The organism is Streptomyces sp. 891-h (genome assembly GCF_022760275.1).
Taxonomy (GTDB): Bacteria; Actinomycetota; Actinomycetes; order Streptomycetales; family Streptomycetaceae; genus Streptomyces; species Streptomyces spirodelae.
Genome location: NZ_CP050693.1, coordinates 7,635,906 through 7,653,071, shown reverse-complemented (window position 1 = coordinate 7,653,071; position 17,166 = coordinate 7,635,906). Strand labels below are relative to the sequence as shown.

The 17,166-nt window shown below is 67.4% G+C and carries 11 protein-coding genes and 7 pseudogenes; 12 read left to right on the top strand and 6 right to left on the bottom strand.

Annotated elements, in window-relative coordinates:
* The first annotated feature begins 459 nt into the window (after window positions 1-459).
* The 3 genes and pseudogenes from HC362_RS33995 to HC362_RS33985 form a co-directional block, all read left to right on the top strand.
* A pseudogene (locus HC362_RS33995) lies at window positions 460-1,260 on the top strand (IS5 family transposase).
* 263 nt (window positions 1,261-1,523) lie between these two features.
* A complete protein-coding gene (locus HC362_RS33990; RefSeq protein ID WP_243088173.1) occupies window positions 1,524-1,943 on the top strand; it encodes a DUF3592 domain-containing protein in 420 nt (139 codons plus the stop codon).
* 326 nt (window positions 1,944-2,269) lie between these two features.
* Window positions 2,270-3,035: pseudogene (locus HC362_RS33985) on the top strand (transposase); the annotation flags it as partial.
* On the opposite strand, the pseudogene HC362_RS33980 reads toward HC362_RS33985, so the two are convergent.
* The 3 pseudogenes from HC362_RS33980 to HC362_RS33970 all read right to left on the bottom strand — a co-directional run bounded on the left by HC362_RS33980 (window position 2,947) and on the right by HC362_RS33970 (window position 5,948).
* A pseudogene (locus HC362_RS33980) lies at window positions 2,947-3,507 on the bottom strand (Tn3 family transposase). The pseudogenes HC362_RS33985 and HC362_RS33980 sit on opposite strands and share 89 nt — an antisense overlap.
* Window positions 3,508-4,778: 1,271 nt before the next feature.
* Window positions 4,779-4,985, bottom strand: a pseudogene (locus HC362_RS35125) (ATP-binding protein); the annotation flags it as partial.
* A 191-nt stretch (window positions 4,986-5,176) separates the two neighbouring features.
* Window positions 5,177-5,948 (bottom strand): annotated as a pseudogene (locus HC362_RS33970) (transposase).
* 788 nt (window positions 5,949-6,736) lie between these two features.
* Here HC362_RS33970 and HC362_RS33965 point away from each other — a divergent pair.
* Window positions 6,737-6,826: pseudogene (locus HC362_RS33965) on the top strand (IS5/IS1182 family transposase); the annotation flags it as partial.
* Window positions 6,827-6,934: 108 nt separating this feature from the next.
* Here HC362_RS33965 and HC362_RS33960 read toward each other — a convergent pair.
* The 3 genes from HC362_RS33960 to HC362_RS33950 all read right to left on the bottom strand — a co-directional run bounded on the left by HC362_RS33960 (window position 6,935) and on the right by HC362_RS33950 (window position 8,696).
* Window positions 6,935-7,174 (bottom strand): hypothetical protein, encoded by a 240-nt coding sequence (locus HC362_RS33960; RefSeq protein WP_347568548.1) that lies wholly within the window; start codon window positions 7,172-7,174, stop codon window positions 6,935-6,937.
* Window positions 7,175-7,490: 316 nt separating this feature from the next.
* A complete protein-coding gene (locus HC362_RS33955; RefSeq protein WP_243088171.1) occupies window positions 7,491-7,913 on the bottom strand; it encodes a hypothetical protein in 423 nt (140 codons plus the stop codon).
* 339 nt (window positions 7,914-8,252) lie between these two features.
* Window positions 8,253-8,696 carry a hypothetical protein gene (locus tag HC362_RS33950; RefSeq protein WP_243088170.1) on the bottom strand — a complete coding sequence of 148 codons (444 nt, stop codon included), beginning with the start codon at window positions 8,694-8,696 and terminating at the stop codon, window positions 8,253-8,255.
* An 860-nt stretch (window positions 8,697-9,556) separates the two neighbouring features.
* Between HC362_RS33950 and HC362_RS33945 the strand changes: the two genes are divergently transcribed.
* The 8 genes and pseudogenes from HC362_RS33945 to HC362_RS33910 all read left to right on the top strand — a co-directional run bounded on the left by HC362_RS33945 (window position 9,557) and on the right by HC362_RS33910 (window position 17,132).
* Entirely contained in the window at window positions 9,557-9,700 is a 144-nt protein-coding gene (locus HC362_RS33945; protein ID WP_243088169.1) for a hypothetical protein, read from the top strand.
* Between the two features lie 391 nt (window positions 9,701-10,091).
* Window positions 10,092-10,784: an aspartate/glutamate racemase family protein gene (locus tag HC362_RS33940; RefSeq protein WP_243088168.1), complete on the top strand. Its 693-nt coding sequence runs from the start codon at window positions 10,092-10,094 to the stop codon at window positions 10,782-10,784.
* Window positions 10,785-11,342: 558 nt separating this feature from the next.
* Window positions 11,343-12,482, top strand: a pseudogene (locus HC362_RS33935) (ABC transporter ATP-binding protein); the annotation flags it as partial.
* A gap of 59 nt (window positions 12,483-12,541) precedes the next feature.
* On the top strand, window positions 12,542-14,026 hold the full coding sequence (locus tag HC362_RS33930; RefSeq protein ID WP_243088167.1) for an NUDIX domain-containing protein: 1,485 nt from the start codon (window positions 12,542-12,544) through the stop codon (window positions 14,024-14,026).
* A gap of 12 nt (window positions 14,027-14,038) precedes the next feature.
* Entirely contained in the window at window positions 14,039-14,191 is a 153-nt protein-coding gene (locus HC362_RS33925) for a hypothetical protein (RefSeq protein WP_243088166.1), read from the top strand.
* Window positions 14,192-14,279: 88 nt separating this feature from the next.
* Window positions 14,280-15,053 (top strand): hypothetical protein, encoded by a 774-nt coding sequence (locus HC362_RS33920; protein ID WP_243088165.1) that lies wholly within the window; start codon window positions 14,280-14,282, stop codon window positions 15,051-15,053.
* Window positions 15,054-15,162: 109 nt separating this feature from the next.
* Complete coding sequence (locus HC362_RS33915) at window positions 15,163-15,813, top strand: HAD-IA family hydrolase (protein ID WP_347568524.1); 651 nt, start codon at window positions 15,163-15,165, stop codon at window positions 15,811-15,813.
* Window positions 15,810-17,132, top strand: coding sequence for a helix-turn-helix transcriptional regulator (locus tag HC362_RS33910; RefSeq protein WP_243088163.1), 1,323 nt, complete (start codon window positions 15,810-15,812; stop codon window positions 17,130-17,132). The genes HC362_RS33915 and HC362_RS33910 overlap by 4 nt, the downstream gene beginning before the upstream one ends.
* The last annotated feature ends 34 nt before the right edge of the window (window positions 17,133-17,166 follow it).

The window sequence follows — 17,166 nt, the reverse complement described above, 5'->3', positions numbered from 1 at the left end:
ATCGCTGCCGTTGGCGCTGCGCTCGGGGACACGAGTGGGAGACGACGGCTTTGTCGCGGACGAAACCGAACGGATCGGGATGCCCCGAGTGTGTGCCAGCGTCGAGCAGGAAGGGCCGGCAGCGTCCGCCCACCGGCGGGTCGATCGCGGACCGGTACCCGCAGATCGCGTCCGAGTTGGTTGCCGTGCTAGACGATCTGGAAGCCACAGCGGCCGACGTTCGGTACGGATCAAAGCGCAGCTGCCGGTGGCGCTGCACGGCGAGGGGCCACGAATGGGAGGCCACTCCCATGGTCCGGACCACACGCGGACGAGGCTGCCCCGAGTGCCGGTCGGCGGCACGTGGATCGTGAACAGTCCGGCACTTCTCTCTTGCTCGGGCATCGAGCGGACGGCCGGTCGGGCTTGCCTTTAGAGGTCATCTCATTTGGCTTGTTTCGATAGCCTGCAGGAGTGGGGATTGTTGAACGGCTGGTGCCGGATGAGTTGTGGGAGTTGTTCCAGCGGGTGGTGCCGGAGGTGCCAACACGTCCGCAGGGCGGTGGCCGCCGCCGGCATGGTGACCGGGAGGTGCTGGCCGCGATCGTGTTCGTCGCGACGTCGGGCTGTACTTGGCAGCAGTTGCCGTCTGCCTCCTTCGGGCCATCCGGGGCAACGGCTCACCGGCGGTTTTCCTAGTGGAGCAAGGCCCGGGTATGGGCAAAGCTCCACCGCTTGGTGCTCGACGAACTCGGTTCGCGCGGCGAGTTGGACTGGTCCCGCTGCGCGATCGACTCGGTGAACATGCGGGCTCTGAAAAGGGGGACCTGACAGGTCCGAATCCTGTTGACCGGGGCAAGTACGGATCGAAGATCCACCCTGGTCACCGAGAGGACCGGTCTGCCCCTGTCCGTGGGTATTTCAGGCGCCAACCTGCACGACAGCCAAGCCCTGATCCCTCTGATCAAGGGCATGCCGCCGGTCCGTTCCCGCAGAGGACCAAGACGGCGCGAGCCGGGGAAACTCCACGGCGACAAGGGTTACGACTACGGCCATCTGCGCCAATGGCTGGGCGGGCGAGGCATCCGGCACCGCATCGCCCGCAAGGGTCAGGAGCCCTCACAGCGGCTCGGCCGCCACCGCTGGACAATCGAACGCAGCATGGCCTGGCTCGCTGGCTGCCGCCGACTCCACCGCCGCTACGAGCGCAAAGCTGACCAATTCCTGGGCTTCACCAGCATTGCCTGCACCCTCATCTGCTACCGCCGACTCACCAAATGAGATGACCTCCTAGCCTCGCGCTTTCACGAGGTGGGACGTCCAGCTGGTGATCAGTTAAGCAGAACGTGCGTCTGACCAGCGAGAATAAAGACTGCTGAAGACCTTGTTCCCGCCACCGCCGGAGGCACTTTCCAGGTGAAGAAGCGCACCGGATCCCATGCCACGTCAAGGACGGCGGCCGCGGGGCCATCGCGCAAGGCCCGTGCGGTGCAGATCCGGGCCCTGCTTGGACTCGCGGTGACCCATCGCCATAACCTTCGAGTATGAGCTGGAAACATGTCCTCGGGTGGTTCTGGGCAGTCATGTTCGGAGGGTTCTCCCTGGCCTCTTTTGGAGTGGCGTGGGAGAAGTACTGCCTCAATTCGCGAGGACGGTGGATCGAGGGGGAGATAGTCCGTGTCGATGAGGACAAGGACACCGACGGGGCTCCGCGCTTCTACCCTGTGGTCGCCTTCACTCCCCCAGACGGAGACCGGGTCGAGGTCAAGTCCCCATCTGGCAAGCCCTATCCGCCGGGGTTGGCCTCTGGTGTGGGCTGTCAGGTCAGCGTTCGATACGACCCGGCCAGGCCAACCAGGATCGAATTGTCGGGAGATGAGGGAGTTGGCGTCCTCTCGGGCCTGCTGCTCGGTGTCGTGCTGGCCGGCGTCGCGGGGTTCATAGCCTCCGAGATGATCGTCTGACGCGGCACCTCGCGCCTTCACTCTCGGGTACTACCCAACAATGCTACGTAGTGCCCGACGTGAGGTGAGCAGCCGACCGAGGTAACAGCGGAGCGTCCCGCCTCGAAACTGCTCGGAAGGCTCCGCGCCCCCGGTCCCGGTTGAACCCGTTTACTCGTCTGACCAGTGGACTGGGGTGCAGCTTGGACCATCCCAACCCCCGCTTGAGAACTCGTTAGCCTCGCGCTTTCATGAAGCGGACTGTCCGACAGGTGGCCAAGGAAAGCAGAGCAAGAATGAGGATTGTCGAGGTCCTTGTTCCCGCTGAAACCAGAGGAACTTCCCAGGTGAAGCACCCTATCGGGTTGTACCCCCGTGTCCGTGTCCAGCACGACGGCCGCCAGGTCGTCTCTCAGGCCAGCTCGGTCCTGCTCGTCGAAACGGCGGCAAGACCGTTCTTGACCAGGCCATATCCCAGGCCCTCGCTCCGTGGCGCAGACCGCGGGCCGTCCACGATCCCGGCAAAGCCCTCCTGGTCCTCGCTCTGGCGGTGTCGCACCGGGCGGAGACTGCCTCGCGGACACCCGCATGCTGCGGTGTGAGCCGGCCGTCTTCGGCCCGGTCGCCTCCGACCCGACCGTCTCCCGCCTGATCGACCCCCTCGCCGCCTCCGGCGAGGAAGCCCTGCAGGCCGTCCGGTCCGCACGCTCCGAAGTCCGCAGCCGGTCCGGTCGCTGGCAGGCATGCCCCGAACGCCGACGGACAGGTCACGATCGACCTGGACGGCGTCCTCGTCATCGCGCACTCCGACAAGGAGGACGCGGCCGCGACTTGGAAGAAGACCTACGGCCATCACCCCCTGGCGGCCTTCGTCGACCACGGCCAGGGCGGAGCCGGAGAGCCGGTCGCCGCTCTCTCCTCAGACCGGGGAACGCGGGCTCGAATACGGCCGCCGACCACATCGCCACTGCCCAACTCTCCCTGGCCCAACTACCGAAGAAGTACCGGCGAGGGCGCCAGACGCTCATCCGCACGGACTCCGCCCGCGGCACCCACGACTTCGTGTCCTGGCTCGCGAAGCGAGGCCGGTGGCTGTCCTACTCGGTCGGCATGGATACCCGAGTCCGTGGGTGCTGTACTCGCCGAACCGGTTGATGTGCTCGGTCAGATACGGCGAGATGTGCGCCAGGTCTTCCGGGTCGATCTCCCATCCCTCTTCCAGCAGCTGGCGGCCGATTTCCGCAATGTCCAGGGCGTTGTGGAAGATCACCGCGTTCGTGAGCAGGGCGTTGAACTTCATCGCCTTCTCCTGCTCGATCGGGTCGTCTTCGGCAATGGCGCCGCGGTTGACGAAGCCGATCCACTGCGAGAACCGGTTGTACGACTCGACCTTGTTGGTCGCCGCGGTCACCCGCCGGCGAAGCGGCGCGTCCTAGAGGTAGCGCAGGAGTTGGACGCTGCGGATCACGTGGCCGACCTCGCGGAAGGCGGCGTAGATGGCGTTCTTCCTCGACCCCGAGCGCAGGCGCTTGAGCAGTGTGGAGGAGGAGATGGTGCCCTCGCGTACGGAGACGGCCACGCGCATCCAGGTGACGGCATTGGGACTCGATCAGATCGAAATCGATGACGTGCTTGCCCGGCTCGCCGAACAGGGCGTCGATGTGCACGTACTCGCTCTGTTTGGAGGGCCGGTAGAAGGTCAGCTCCTTCCAGTTCCTGATCCTGGGCATCAAGTCGAAGCCCAGCAGGTGGGCGAGCGCAAAGACAGGGAAGTTCTGGCCTTGGGTATTGGGTATCCGCGTGCACGGTGGTCGGCTGCACCTCGCTGGTGTTCTTCAGCAGGCCCTCGATGATGTAGACGGTCTCCCCCGCACGGAATGAAGTGCGTGAACAGCGCGATGTAGGTGTCCGAGACGTGGTGGTAGGCGATCGCCCGGCTTGAAAGCGCGCGGGTTCGCGGATATCTGGGCGTGAACGGGGTGAAACCCGCGTGTGGTTGAGAGCCCTGCAGCGCGTAGGGGGTGGGTCCGCGTCTGCATCGGCATGGATGACCCAGAGGGTTTAGCCACCAACCTGGGTATGTCCGGTGGAAACGTTGTCGCGCAGGGGAGCAACAGTGCTGGCACTCTCAATTTCGATCTTGGCCGTTCTTGTCTCGCTGGGATCGTTGGGCGTTTCATACACATCCAGCCGCCGGTCTCACATGCCTGTCCTTCAGTTCATGTGGGAGAGCGGGCAAGGTGGTGGTGGAGGAGAGCCGAAGTGGTGGCTGGTCAATGTCGGGACCGGCCCCGCTACCAACATCGTTGTTGCCCAGGCTGAACGAACCTCACTCACGCGTGGCTTGAACGGGGAACAGTGGTTCAATCCTGTGCTGGTCCCATCGATCCCGGTTGGCGGCAAGCTAGCCCTGGCGTGGCTCGGTGGGACTATGGGCCTGGAGTGTGGGCTGGGCGCCAGCTATACGGACGCCGAGAAGTACTTCTACACGACAAAGTGCGGCGATGACGTATCGATGTTCTTTGTCGGACTGCATCTGCCGCGTTGGCCGTTGTTGAAGTTGAATGGCAGCAAAGTAGTGAAGACCTGGTGGGGGGTGGAAGACCTGTCAGGTCCCCGATGGTCAGCGGTGAGCGAGCGACACGTCCAGAGGCGTCGATGGCTCCCGGCACGCTTCGGGCTCAGCCGTCGGCTCGGAGGGTGGGCTGATCCCGTCCTTTCCTACCAACCGAGATGACCGAGCCCGCACCAGCGGGCCATCGTGGCACGCGGCGTCGACCGAACCGCCATCGAGCGGACCACCGCAGAAGACCCACCTGTCGTGGCGTTGCGCGGGTCGAGGGTCGGGCTGGAAGGAGGCAGCTTCGAGAGCCGCAGCCCTTCACTCAAGCGCCGGTCGTCGCGGATGACCAGTTCCTCGGTCAGGACCAGATCGAGGAAGTCGCAATAGCCCATCTTGGCGTCATCGGCTCGCTGTGCGTACTCATTCACCGTTTCGGCCAGGTGAGGAAGACCAAGCTTGCCGGCCGTGGTACGGATGCGGTTGGAGACCAGCTCGCTCATGACGATTCCTTCTTCGTGGGGGGTGGTGAAGGGTTGAGTGCCGGTCAGCTCGTCACAGACCGACAGCGGGCGGCGACCGACCTGGATGCTGGCGGCAGCCGCCCGGGTCAGCAGAGCCTGCAGCGGTCCGGCTTCCTCGCCCAAAGGCGCTTCATGGCGGGGACGAGAGGTTGTCCCGTATGAGGTGGGAGTTATCCAGTGAGGGCCAGGTTGTGCAGCCGGGCGATGCCGAGCATGGCCTGGTGAACTCCGTCGCCCTTGAGTCGGCAGTCCCGCAGGATCTTCCAGTTCTTCAACCGCGACAGGGCATGTTCCACCCGCGCTCGTGCCCTTCGATGGACAGCGTTCTCTGCCTCCTGCGATGGGCTGAGGTGGCTGGCTCTGGCCTCGTCGTTTGCGGTGCGGGATGAGGAGACCGGTGACTTGGTAGCCGCCGTCGGCGATGGTCGGGGCTCCCCGGCAGGCCCGGTCGACACCGGACTCGGTGAAGGCCCGGCAGTCGTTGCGGCTGCCGGGCAGCGGGAGACCGATGGCCACGACCAGGCGGCTGTTGGCGTCGATGACGACCTGCAGGTTGGTCGAGTACCGGTAGTTCTTGCTGGACGCGGCGACACTGCGGTCGCGGGTAGGTACCAGGGTGCCGTCGACGATGTAGACGGTGTCCTTGCGCGGCCGGCGCGCGGGCGAGATGGCCAGCAACGGTGCGGGATGATCCAAGATTGGGTCGGCCGCGGACTTCGAGACCCCGAACAGCGGCGCCACCTGCCGCAACGTGAGGTTCGTGCGCCAGTACGTCGCCACCAGCAACACCCGATCCCCGAGCGACAGCCGCCACGGCCGGCCACGCTGAACGTCACCACCACGGCGCCGCACCAGTGCCACCAGCCTCACGAACTGCACCTCGGTCAGACCCGCAAACGGCTCAATCCACTTCGGATCATCAGCTGAGATCACCCCACCCATGCCCGACCAACGCACCAGCCGCACCACTGGTTACGGGACAACCTCTAGCTGCAGCCGAAGCGCTCATTGCGTCGCTGGGTCGCTTGGACGACGATCATGCACGGAGCGCGCTGCTCGACTTCCTGATGGGCGAGCGTACGAAGCGGGCAGCTCGTGCGTCCCTGCTGGAACAAGGCCGGTCGGCGATCCCCGCTCTTGTCGACCGAATGACCGTTCCCCTTCGAGCACGTGGCCGACGCGCATCGGCTGCTCGACGGCGGTCACCTGCGGGGCAAGCTCGCCCTCACCCTCTGAAGGAACCCGTCGTACCGCAGCCTCCAGGCGTTCGTCCCCGTGCGTGCGGGCGGCTGCGGTGGCATCGGTGTCAGAGGTGCTCTCGCCTTCGACCGTCGCTTGGGAGAGCGGGGACAGGAATTCCACGTCACCGACGTCGTGGAACGACTGCTCTCCCAGGCGGACGCCCAGAAGATCTGATCGGGCGCCGGGTGTGTCCGGGGAACCGTTCCCGGGAGGTTCCGCTGGCTGAACGCGGCCCGGCCGCCGCCGGCCGCATGCCCGCCCACACCGCCCCAGAGAACGCCTCACCCGCGCAGAGTCGCCAGCCACCCTCGGCACGTTGCGGAAGGGCGCCGACTTCCCCCGCCCCAGCGAGAGGGCGGGCGACGCCGAGCCGGCCGCGCCCGACGCGGCGCAACCGTACGAATCCCGTAGATCGCGGCAAGAATGACGCAAAGATCCGCTTGATCGCCGAGCGGTCAGGTCTGCCGCTCTCGATCGGTATCTCAGTCCCGCGTATCGCGCACAAGGGGATCGAGTCCTCGCAGCGGCTGGGCCGCCACCGCTGGAGCGTGGAGCGGACGGTGGCCCGGCTGGCCGGGTGCCGACGTCGTCCCTGTCGTTGGGCGCGCAAGACCGCACACTTCCTTGCCTTCGCGGGGAGCCGCAACTCTGATCTGCTACCGCCGCCTGTCGGCCCGAGGCAGTGCTCAGGTGTTGACGCCTCGTGCCGTTACCGGCCAGCGGTCGATCACCTCGCGGTCTTGGACGACGAGCAGCTCATCGGCGGGATTCACCGGCGTACAGATGTGGACGGGGACGAGAGCGGCCATCGACCCGAGGCGTGGCCCCCGCACCCCCTCCGGAAGCCGGACGACGGCGTGGTGCTCCCCCAACCCGGTAATGGTTCCCTGCGGGCGGTCCGGGGCCGGGACGGGAACGCGGATCACCGTCGCCGCGGGGGCCAACGCCGAATCCTCCACCCCCAGGTCCCGATCGCCAACTGAGCGGCGTCATTGAAGAGGTAGACACCGGGCCGCAGCTCGTTGACCGCGCCCAACTGCCACTGCCCCACCGTCAGGGTCGATCCGCCGCTGACCACGCGGATGTCCAGACCAAGGCCTCGCAGCGCCTGTGCGGCTTCGTCGAGCGTGCGCTCCTCGTGCTGCGTGCTCGCGCGCCTGCGCGTCGTGACCGTATCCGCGCCCAGGGAACGCGAACACGCCGACGACGTCCAGGCACGCGTCGGCAGCCGCCTTCCCGACCTCAGCAACAGCGTGACGCTGCACCCCGGTCCGGTGGCTCCCGCTGGCGACCTCGACCAAGCACCTCGACCAGCCGGGCACTGCCGTGCACGCCGTTCCCCAGTTGCCGCGCGCCTTCGACCGACTCGACGCCGGCTCCCACAGCAACGTCGTCGTCCGCCAACCGGCGCAGCCGCTGCGCCTTGTCGGCGTCGAGCCAGACGGGGTAGGCGATGAACAGGTCATCCACGCCGACCCGGGCGAACGCCTCGCCCTCGCTGATCGTGGCCACCGACAGCCCGCGCGCGCCGGCTCGAAGCTGACGGTCGGCGATCTGCGCGCGTGGCTCTTGGCATGCGGGTGCAGGGCGAGGCGGATCCTTGGGACCGCGAAGTCTCAGCCAATCCGCGAGATGTTGTTGTCCAGCGCAATCCAGCACCAGCACATCGGGATCGGAACACGAGTGTCGGTGTGGCCGGCCTATCAGGCAGCGATATCGCCATCTCTTGCCTCCCACCGTGGAACACGTCGAGCTGATCACGACGGGTCGGCGGGCCAGGCTCCCCGCAGGGCCATCACCTCCGGCCACACGTGCCGGTCCAGACGAATCCGAGAAGTCGTTGTAGTTGGCAGTGGACAATGAGGCCGTGTCCGTCGAGGGTTTTCAGAGCTTCTGCTCGCACGTGCCGAAGATGACGTTGGGAAAACGACCAGATGCCCCGAGAGCGTCTTCGAGCGCACCAGCCCAAGAGGCCGGAGAACGGGCTCGGAGCAGGAAGATGGCTCAGTCTCCGGACCAACCCCAGAAATAGATCTCCCGTCGCGCCCCGTACTCGTCGTACAGTACGGCGCACCGGCCGTACCCGCGCTCATCGGCGAGGTCTTGGATCGCTGGAACGTGTTCACGGGTCAGCCGTTCAGTGCCGGCCACGCTGCGGGCCTCTGCGGCGGTCACCGGCTGTATCGCACAGATCTCAGGCTCTTCATCTTCCCGTTGAACATGGAAGACATCGAGGATCGAGTGGGTACCGCTGTGCTGCGTCCACTCGTCCACCCACAGTTCCTCCATGGTCGAAGGCCGCGGGCGTCGCTCTTCCTCAGGAAGCCAGTCGGCGCCGGGCGCCCAGTAGTACTCACCGGCGATGAACACTCGACGCTGCAACTCCTCCAGAGCGGCGCCGAGATTCTCCTGGTACGGCACGTAGTATTCCCAGGCTGACGCACCCATCTTGTACCTCCTCAAAGGCAGCGGCCAACGCTGCACTGCACGGTCGGAAGCTTAGCGGTAGCCGCCGACAGGACATGAAAGCTGTGGACGGCTCCCCCTCGGCACCGACTACGGACTCGTACGAAGAAGACAGCCGGCCCGTACGTGGTCGCCGAAGACCCGAGCAGAGCCATCACGCCGCGCGCGGATCTGGAGGGCAAGGTGTGCTGCTCGACTGCTCCGGCCCGGTCTGCCCAGGCTTGCCGGCTTCCGGCTTCCGGCTTCCGTCGGCAGAAGGGCCTTCGCCCGCTCGGAGAGAAGGGGAAGGCAGCGTCGAAATCCGCAACAGCACCTCTTCAGCTCACCGCGTCACTCCGCTTGGAAATGCACGTCGATCAGGTCCTGGTCGGCTGCTGGTGGCATCCCCTGTGGCTGCTCTTCACGGAAAGCCCGAGTACGACCTTCTCTTCGTTGGTCACAGACCAGACACCTACCGGCAAGCCGGAACACTTGGACCGGTCTTCAGAGCGGGAAGCGTCGGCCGTGCGCGTCATCATCCGCTCCCGCCTCCTCGAACACGCGCAGCAGCAGCGCATGAAGCTGGGCTCGCCCGCTTCCGCTCAGTGGGGCGAGCACAGCGTCCTGAACGGCGGCTGCTTCCGCTTCTACGACACCGTCCTGCCGGAGCTCCTGGGCGCCACGCCGGCCCGTGGTGGCGCCGACGGTCCGTACGCGAGCTGGGACGTGCGACGAAGGCCTGCTGGCTCTGCTGGATCACCGACTGGTGCCAGCGGCTCTCCGCACGGCCGATCAGCCCTCAGGCGCCACCGCCACGGCTGGACACGGGCGCCACGGTCGTGTTGGTCAGCAGGGTCGCCGACGTGGCCGCAGCCCACGCGCCGTGTCCGGCCAACGGTGCCGAGGACGCCGCCGCACGGGTGGAGCGTCCCGAATGGGGTCCCACGATGCGAACCGCGCACGTCCGCGATCCGGAGGGACATCTGCTGGAGTTCCAGTCGTACTGATTCCATGCCGACTGCCCCTCACGCCGCGACCAGCCTGGTGCTGTACGGCGTGAGGCCCGTGTGGTCGCACTGCGACCGGTGAGTGGGCGGGCGAGAGAGGCGGCTGTTACATGAAGCAGTGCTTCACCGGCTCGATGGCACCGGCCTGATCGACGTCACGCAGGCGACTGCTCCCGGGTGACGATCCGGGTCGCTCCCGACTCCCCGCACCCGCAGTCAGGTCACGGTCACCGTCTACCGCCTCCAGACCATTGACAGCTCTTCCGGCAGCCAGGGAAACGCAGCTCCATAAGGGAAGCTTTCGGCTCGTCTTTCGTTTTCTTGAATTGCTTTCAGCGCGATACTCCTGCAAGCTCTGCGGCAGCGACAGTGGGATGACCAGGAGGCAGCAGTGAAGGTAATCGGTTTGATAGGGGGGATGAGCTGGGAATCGACGGCGGAGTACTACCGGCTCCTCAACGAGTTGACCCGCCGTCGACTTGGTGGTCTGCACTCGGCGCGGTGCGTGCTGTACTCGGTGGATTTCGCGGAGATCGAGCAGCTACAGGTGCACGGGCGCTGGGACGAGGCCGGGCAGGTTCTGGCCGATGCCGCCCGTTCCCTGGAGAGCGCGGGTGCCGACATGGTGCTGATCTGCACCAACACGATGCACAAGGTGGCGGGTCAGGTAGAGGCTGCGGTGAGAGTTCCGTTACTGCATCTGGCCGACGCCACGGCAGATGCGGTGCGGGCCGCGGGAGTGCGCAAGGTCGGTCTGCTCGGGACCGCGTTCACCATGGAGCAGGATTTCTACCGTGCACGCCTGGAGGCAGGCGGCCTGGGCGTATGCGTCCCCGACACCGGGGGACGCGCACTTGTGCATCGGGTGATCTACGAAGAACTCTGCCTCGGTATCGCGAGGAGTGCATCGCGCACAGAATTTCAGCGGATTATCAGGGATCTTGCGGCAGCGGGAGCAGAGGGCATCATCCTGGGCTGTACCGAAATCGAGCTTCTCATCGGTCAACAGGACAGCCCCGTTCCTGTCTTCCCCACGACACGGCTGCATGCGGAAGCGGCCATCAACACGGCTTTGGCTGAGTAACCGCGCCTGGGCAACCCGGCACCGTGCCCCTTGGCCCGGCCCGAGACGCCGCGTACCCGCCGCTCTTCGCGCGGTATCGACGCACCCCGGCCACCTCCTCAGCGGTGGGAGAGGACGGCTGCCCCTGCCGCCGACGGAAGCACCACGTTTTCATGGGGGGGACTCACGGCGTGCCGTTGTCGCGACGCGCCGCCTGGGTGCGCAGCCAGGAGAGACAGGCGCACATGGGCGCCGGTAGCGCCTCGAACGGATGCAGCCGACCCGTCGGGGGCGAGCGAGCCCGGACGGGCCGGCTGGGGGTGAGCCGATCTCCGCCGAGTTCGACGACCTCTTCGAGTCCGCACCTCACGCACCGCGGGTGCCCGGCCCGGCGGGAGGCCCGCTGCCGACCCCTACACCGATTCCATGACTGGTATCTACGCACTGATCCGTCCTGACGGCCATCTGGACTTCCGCGACGGTGTTCCGGGGCAGATGGTGAGGGACGCAGACTCACATCACCGGGCCCCGGCTGCCTTCACCATCCAGCGTGCGGCATGGGGCGGCAATAGCCTGCAGGGCACCATGGCCGGCTTCCTCACCGGCCGCTACCGGCAGACCGTCGCCCGGATCAACCGCGAAGACCGCGCTGCGGCCGACAAGGGCGCCCGCATGTCCGTGCTCGGCGCCATGTGTGGTGGCCTGGGGTCGGCCATGGTGTGGGCGGCGGTCGTGGTGCTGCTGGCCACCGGCCGCATCAGTGTCGGGCACGCCGGAATGGCTGTTTTCGCCCTGCAGACGGTGGGGCAGTCGGTCCGCGGTCTGGTGAGCGTCGGGGCCCGCGCGGTGCGTACGGGCCTGTACATGGACGACTGGAGCAACTTCTTGGCGAAGGCCGGCGGATTCCGCATGCGCCGGGGCGAGCACCGGCCCGAGCCACCGAAGACGATCGAGATCAAAGCCGTCACCCACCGCTATGCGGGCAAGGGCAGCAACGCGCTGTCCGATGTCTCGCTTACCCTTCGCCGGGGCGAAGTCACCGCGCTGGTCGGCTTCAACGGCTCGGGCAAGTCCACGCTCTCGAACCTGGTCTGCGGCCTGTACCTGCCCACCGACGGCGAGGTGCTGTGGGACGGCGTGCCGACCGGCGAGGCCGACCCGCAGGCGCTGTGGCAGCGGGTGGCCCTGGTACCGCAGGACTACGCGCAGTGGCCGCTCACAGCGCGCGAGAACATCACCCTCGGCCAGCCCTCACCACGCGGTGACGCCGCCGTACACGAGGCGTGCGCGGCCGCCGGTGCCGACGAGGTCGTCGACAAGCTCGGCGCGGGCCTGGACACCCTCCTCGCCCGCGAGTGGCTCAACGGAGAGGAACTGAGCGGGGGCCAGTGGCAACGAATCGCGCTGGCCCGGGCGTTCTTCCGCCCAGGCGGGCTGCTGGTCCTCGACGAGCCGACCGCGAACCTCGACCCGCGCGCCGAATACCGCATCTTCCAGCGGCTGCGCGGTCTCGCCCAGGACCGGGTGGTACTGCTGGTCACCCACCGCATCGCCAACGTCGCCGTCGCCGACCGCATCGTGGTGCTCGACGAGGGCCGCATCGTGCAAGAGGGCACCTACCGGGAGCTCGCCCAGCAACAGGGCCTGTTCCAGGAGCTGCTCTCCTACCAGGTCACCTCCGAACCCGCCGGCACAGAGAAGCCCGAAGTGCACCCATGAGCCACCTTCGCTCCGAAACCGACCCGCGCCCCCACCCCCATGACCTCCCAGGTGATGACGTGTCCCTCACCCGATCCCACATCCGCGCAATCCTCGAGGCCTATCTGACCCGGCACCCGCAGGAGCGGGAGGCCCTTGCCGGACTGGCTGCCGCCCTCGACGACGACGCGGATCCCACCAGTCGCTCCACGCTGCCCGGCCACATCACGTGTGGAGCCGTCGTCATCGACCGCGACCGGCGCGTGCTGCACGTCGGTCACAGGGCCCGCGGCGGGAAGCTGCCGGCTCCGGGCGGCCACACCGAGGCCAGAGACCGCACCCTCCTGGCGGCCGCCCTGCGAGAAGTTCAGGAGGAGACCGGCATCCGCCCCCAGGAACTGTGCATGACCCCTCAGTTCCTCGGCGCGCCGATCGATATCGATGTCCACGGCATCGACGCCAACACCGCCAAGGGCGAGCCCGCCCACCAGCGCTACGACTTCCGCTTCGCCTTCTACCTCGCTGCCGAACAACCACCTCCGCTCACGCTCCAAAACGAGGAGGTATCCGAAGCCCGGTGGCTCCCGTACGCCGACGTCCGCTCCCCCGCACTGCGCGCCAAGCTGCTGCTGGCCGAGGACGACGGACTAGACGGGCAGCCGGAACCGGTCGGTGCCTCCGCCCTGATCCACGACGGCCACGGGCAGTACCTGCTCCACCTGCGAGATCAACGCGACGACATCGCCGCTCCCGGAGCCTTCTCCCTTCTCGGTGGCGGCCGTGAACAGGGCGACACCTGTCTGGCGGAGACCCTGCGGCGCGAGCTGGCCGAAGAAGTTCCCGGCCTTGCGCCCGCGGAACTGATGCCGTACACCGTGGCACAAACGACGGGAGCCGGCGGGCTCGTGGCGCCGATCCAGGTCTTCGCGGGCCGCTGGGACGGCGATCCCGACGCGGTCGACCTGCGAGAGGGTGTGCTTCTGCGGTGGTTCACCCCCGAGGTGCTGGACCGGCTGCGCCTGAGCCCCGACACGCATGAGCTGATCCACCGGCACGCGGCCCAGCACCCCCCGGCCAGCTCCCCGGCGGAGTCTGTGCGCTCCCGCCGCGGCGAAGCACCGGAAGGGACCGAGCCGCACATCGTCGGTGTCCACCTCTACCTCCAGAACGATCACGGCCGCGTGCTGCTCGGTCTACGCCACCCCGACTCCACGTTCGCCCCGAATACGTGGCATTTCCTGGCCGGGCACTGTGAGCGGGAGGCCGCAGTCACCTGCCTGGTGAGGGAAGCCGAGGAGGAGGCCGGGCTGCTCATCGGCCCCGGCGACGTCGAACTCGTGCACCTGGTCCACCTCGTCGACTCTCCGGGCGCGCTGCCACGGATCCAACTCGTCTTCCGGGCCCGTACCTGGTCCGGCACCCCCAAAGTCCTGGAGCCCGACCGGTGCGTGGAGTGGCGGTGGTGGGCGCCGAAGGACCTTCCGACTGAGGTCGTTGCGTATGCACGCCTGGCCATCGACGGAGTGCTGGCCGGACGCACGTACTCCCAGATGGGCTGGGAGTAGAGGGTGGACTCCATGAACACGAGCGGCACGCAGCGTCATACCGAACCGGTCGACGTCCACCTGATCCTGCGCCGGGAGACCGGCAACGGACCGGAGGTCCTCCTCGCCCGGCGCGCCGGCGCGGTCTACGCGGCCGGGCTGTGGCACCTGCCCTCCGTTCACTAGGCAAGCCACATGTCGAGATTCAGCTTGTCGAGATTGCACCACGAGCGTATCCCGTCCCTACGTCTTCACCGGGAGGTCGACGTCCGTCATGGACACCTCTGACGATGTGCTCATGCTGGGCGACGTCCTCCTCGGGATGTGGTCAGCGCGTGACCGGCTCCAGAGGGCGGGGCTGGCCACGGACAGGAGCAATCCGGTCGGCGGCCTGGCGCAGTCCCTCACCGCTGCGGCCCTCTGGCCGAGCGTGTCCGTGCCGGCGGCCTACAGCCGAGCCCGAGCCGTGCGCACGGGATTCGACGAAACCGGTGAGTTCGGTCCGGCCATGGGCGGACCGAACGCCTCCTCAAGCTCTCTCACGGTCGACCTGGCCGTTCCCTGGACCTCAGTGATCCAGCAGGTCCCCGGCCTGGCCGCGTTCGCGCGACAGCGCCGAGGTGAGCGGTGGACGTGGGACGCGTGTGCGGGCACCGCGCCGTTCATCGGTGCAGAGGGACCGCCGGAGGGCCGGTATGGCGGGCTGGCGCGCGTGCGGGTCAGGGCCCGTTTCGCGCCTCAGGCCCCATCCGAGGGCGCCCTGGAGGCGACCAGGTATGAGGATGTCCGTGGCGGGACGACTCCGCTGAATGATCTGCACGTGTTGGTTCTCTTCGCGCGAGTGGACGAGGAGTACGGCGATCTTCGGGGATCGAATTTCGTATGGTCGGCAGTCATCTTCACGGGCGAATGCCTGTATGACATGGGGCGTGAGTCAAGTTCAGACGTGCTCCGTTGGCGCCAGATCCACTCCTGGTGGGGTCGGTTGCCACGTGGTGCGCATGACGTTACTGCGCTGCTTCGTGCTGTGCGTATCCCCGGATGGTGAAGTTCGGGTAGCCGGGAAGCCGGTTTCCCATGACCGGCTGCCCCCGCTTCTGGGAGCGGGGCGGGTACGTTCGCGGTGTTGAATCCTGAGTGGAAAGGCTGGTGGAAGCGTGGCGCAGAGCTCTGACGGGCGAGCCCCCTACCGGGGGCTGATCTTGGACTTCGTGGGGGTGTTGACCGACGGAGTCGCGTCCGCTCACCGCTCCTGGTGCCTGTCCCAGGGGCTTCCCGCGACCGCGTGGGGCGACATCCTGGAGGACCATCCCGAAGGGCGCGCGCTCTACAAGGCGTTGGAGATCGGGCAGTTGCCGCAGGCGGAATGGAACCGCCGTACCGCTGCGCTGATGGGCGTTGCGGACCATCACGATCTGATGGGCCAGGCGTGGGCGGCCGTCCGCCCAGCTACCGACATGATCGCGCTGGCGCGGGCCGCTCGCAGGGCCGGATACACCGTGGCCCTGCTGTCGAACTCCTTCGGTTTGGCCCCTTACGACCCGTACCAGACGCTGGGGGTGTGGGAGTTGTTCGACATCACGGTGATTTCCGAGCGGGAAGGCGTGGCCAAGCCCGATCCGCTGATCTACCAACGCACGCTGGAGTGCATGGGGTTGCCCGGCGACGCGTGCGTGTTCGTCGACGACAATCCTGTGAATCTTCCGCCGGCCGCCGCGCTGGGGATCACCACGGTGCACGCCGATGGGCAGGTCGACACCGTCGCGCGGCTGTCCAGTCTGCTGGACGTTCTTCCTGCCCCGGCTTGAGCGCGTGGCCGCCGGCCACCGGCGGCGTCCCGGACCCGATGGAGTGGACCTTCTATCCGCCGCAAGCGGATGCGCGTACGGTCGCCTGTGCAGCCAATACGCGGAAGTGGGGCGTGGGCATGGGCAGTTGGGACAATTACACCACCGGCCAGCGGGTCAAGCTGCTGCGGGGCACCGACTTCACGCAAGAGTCGCTGGCAGAGGCCGCCGGGGTGTCGGTCGGCACGATCCGCAAGATCGAGCAGAACGGCACCGTGAGCCTGCCGACGCTGATGCGTGTATCGGAGGCACTGCACTCGGACGTGTCGGTGCTAGTCGGGCAGCAGGCTCCGCGCCGCGCGATGGCGGCAGCAGACCGAGCCGCGCTGCGGCAGCTGTCCCTGGTGGTTCACGACACCGCTGCCGGGATCGGAACTGACGCTCCGCCGCCGGACGCGCAGGCCCATTCCACCGCGCTTGCGGCGGCATGGGATCTGTATCAGCAAGGGGACTACTCGGGGGCGGCACGCACGGTCGCGCCCTTGGTGGGCCAGGCCGCCGCCGCGGTGGCCGCAGCTCCGGCTGACCGGGTGTGCGCGGCTCGCGGGGTGCTGTCGGACTGCTACCGCCTGGCCGCCTACTGCGCCAACCTCATGGGCGCCCGCGATCTGGCGTACGCGGCCGTAGGCCACGCCCAGGCCGAGGCCACGCAGGCGTCCGACCCGCTGCGGGAGGCGCTGGTGGCTTCGGGACGCTCGTGGGTCTACCTGCGCGATGCCCGTCTGGAGCAGGCCCAGCAGGTCTCCGAGCGGGCCGCCACGTCCATCGAGCCCCGCTACAGCGACAGCGACCCGAAGCGGCTGGCCGTCTACGGCTGTCACATCGTCTTCGCCGCAGTGGTCGCTTCCCGGCGGGGTGACGCGGACGGCGCCGGCGACCTGCTCAGTCACGCCCACGCCGTCGGTGCCCGAATGGGCGGCGACCTGACCACGAACGGCGTGTCCTTCGGCCCGGTGTACGCCGCCGCCCAGGCCGTCGGCATCAGTGTCGCTCTCGGCCAGGCCGGCAAGGCCCTCACCTTGGGCAAGAGCATGGGCGACCGCTCCGCGCTCCAGCAGGCCACGCAGAACCGGCTCGCGCTGGATCTGGCCGCGGCCCAATGCGACGCGCGCATGTGGGACACCGCGCTGGACAGTCTGATGGAGGTGTGCACCGAGCACCCCGAATGGGCCCGGCACCAAGCCCTTCCTGTGATCATCGGGCGACGCATTGGGCAGGCGAACAAGGGCGCGCTGCGTCAGCTCGGCGGCGTCCTCGGCGCTGATCTGCTGGCCGGGTAACCTCGGCGACTACCACGCCGCGTAATACCGCCAC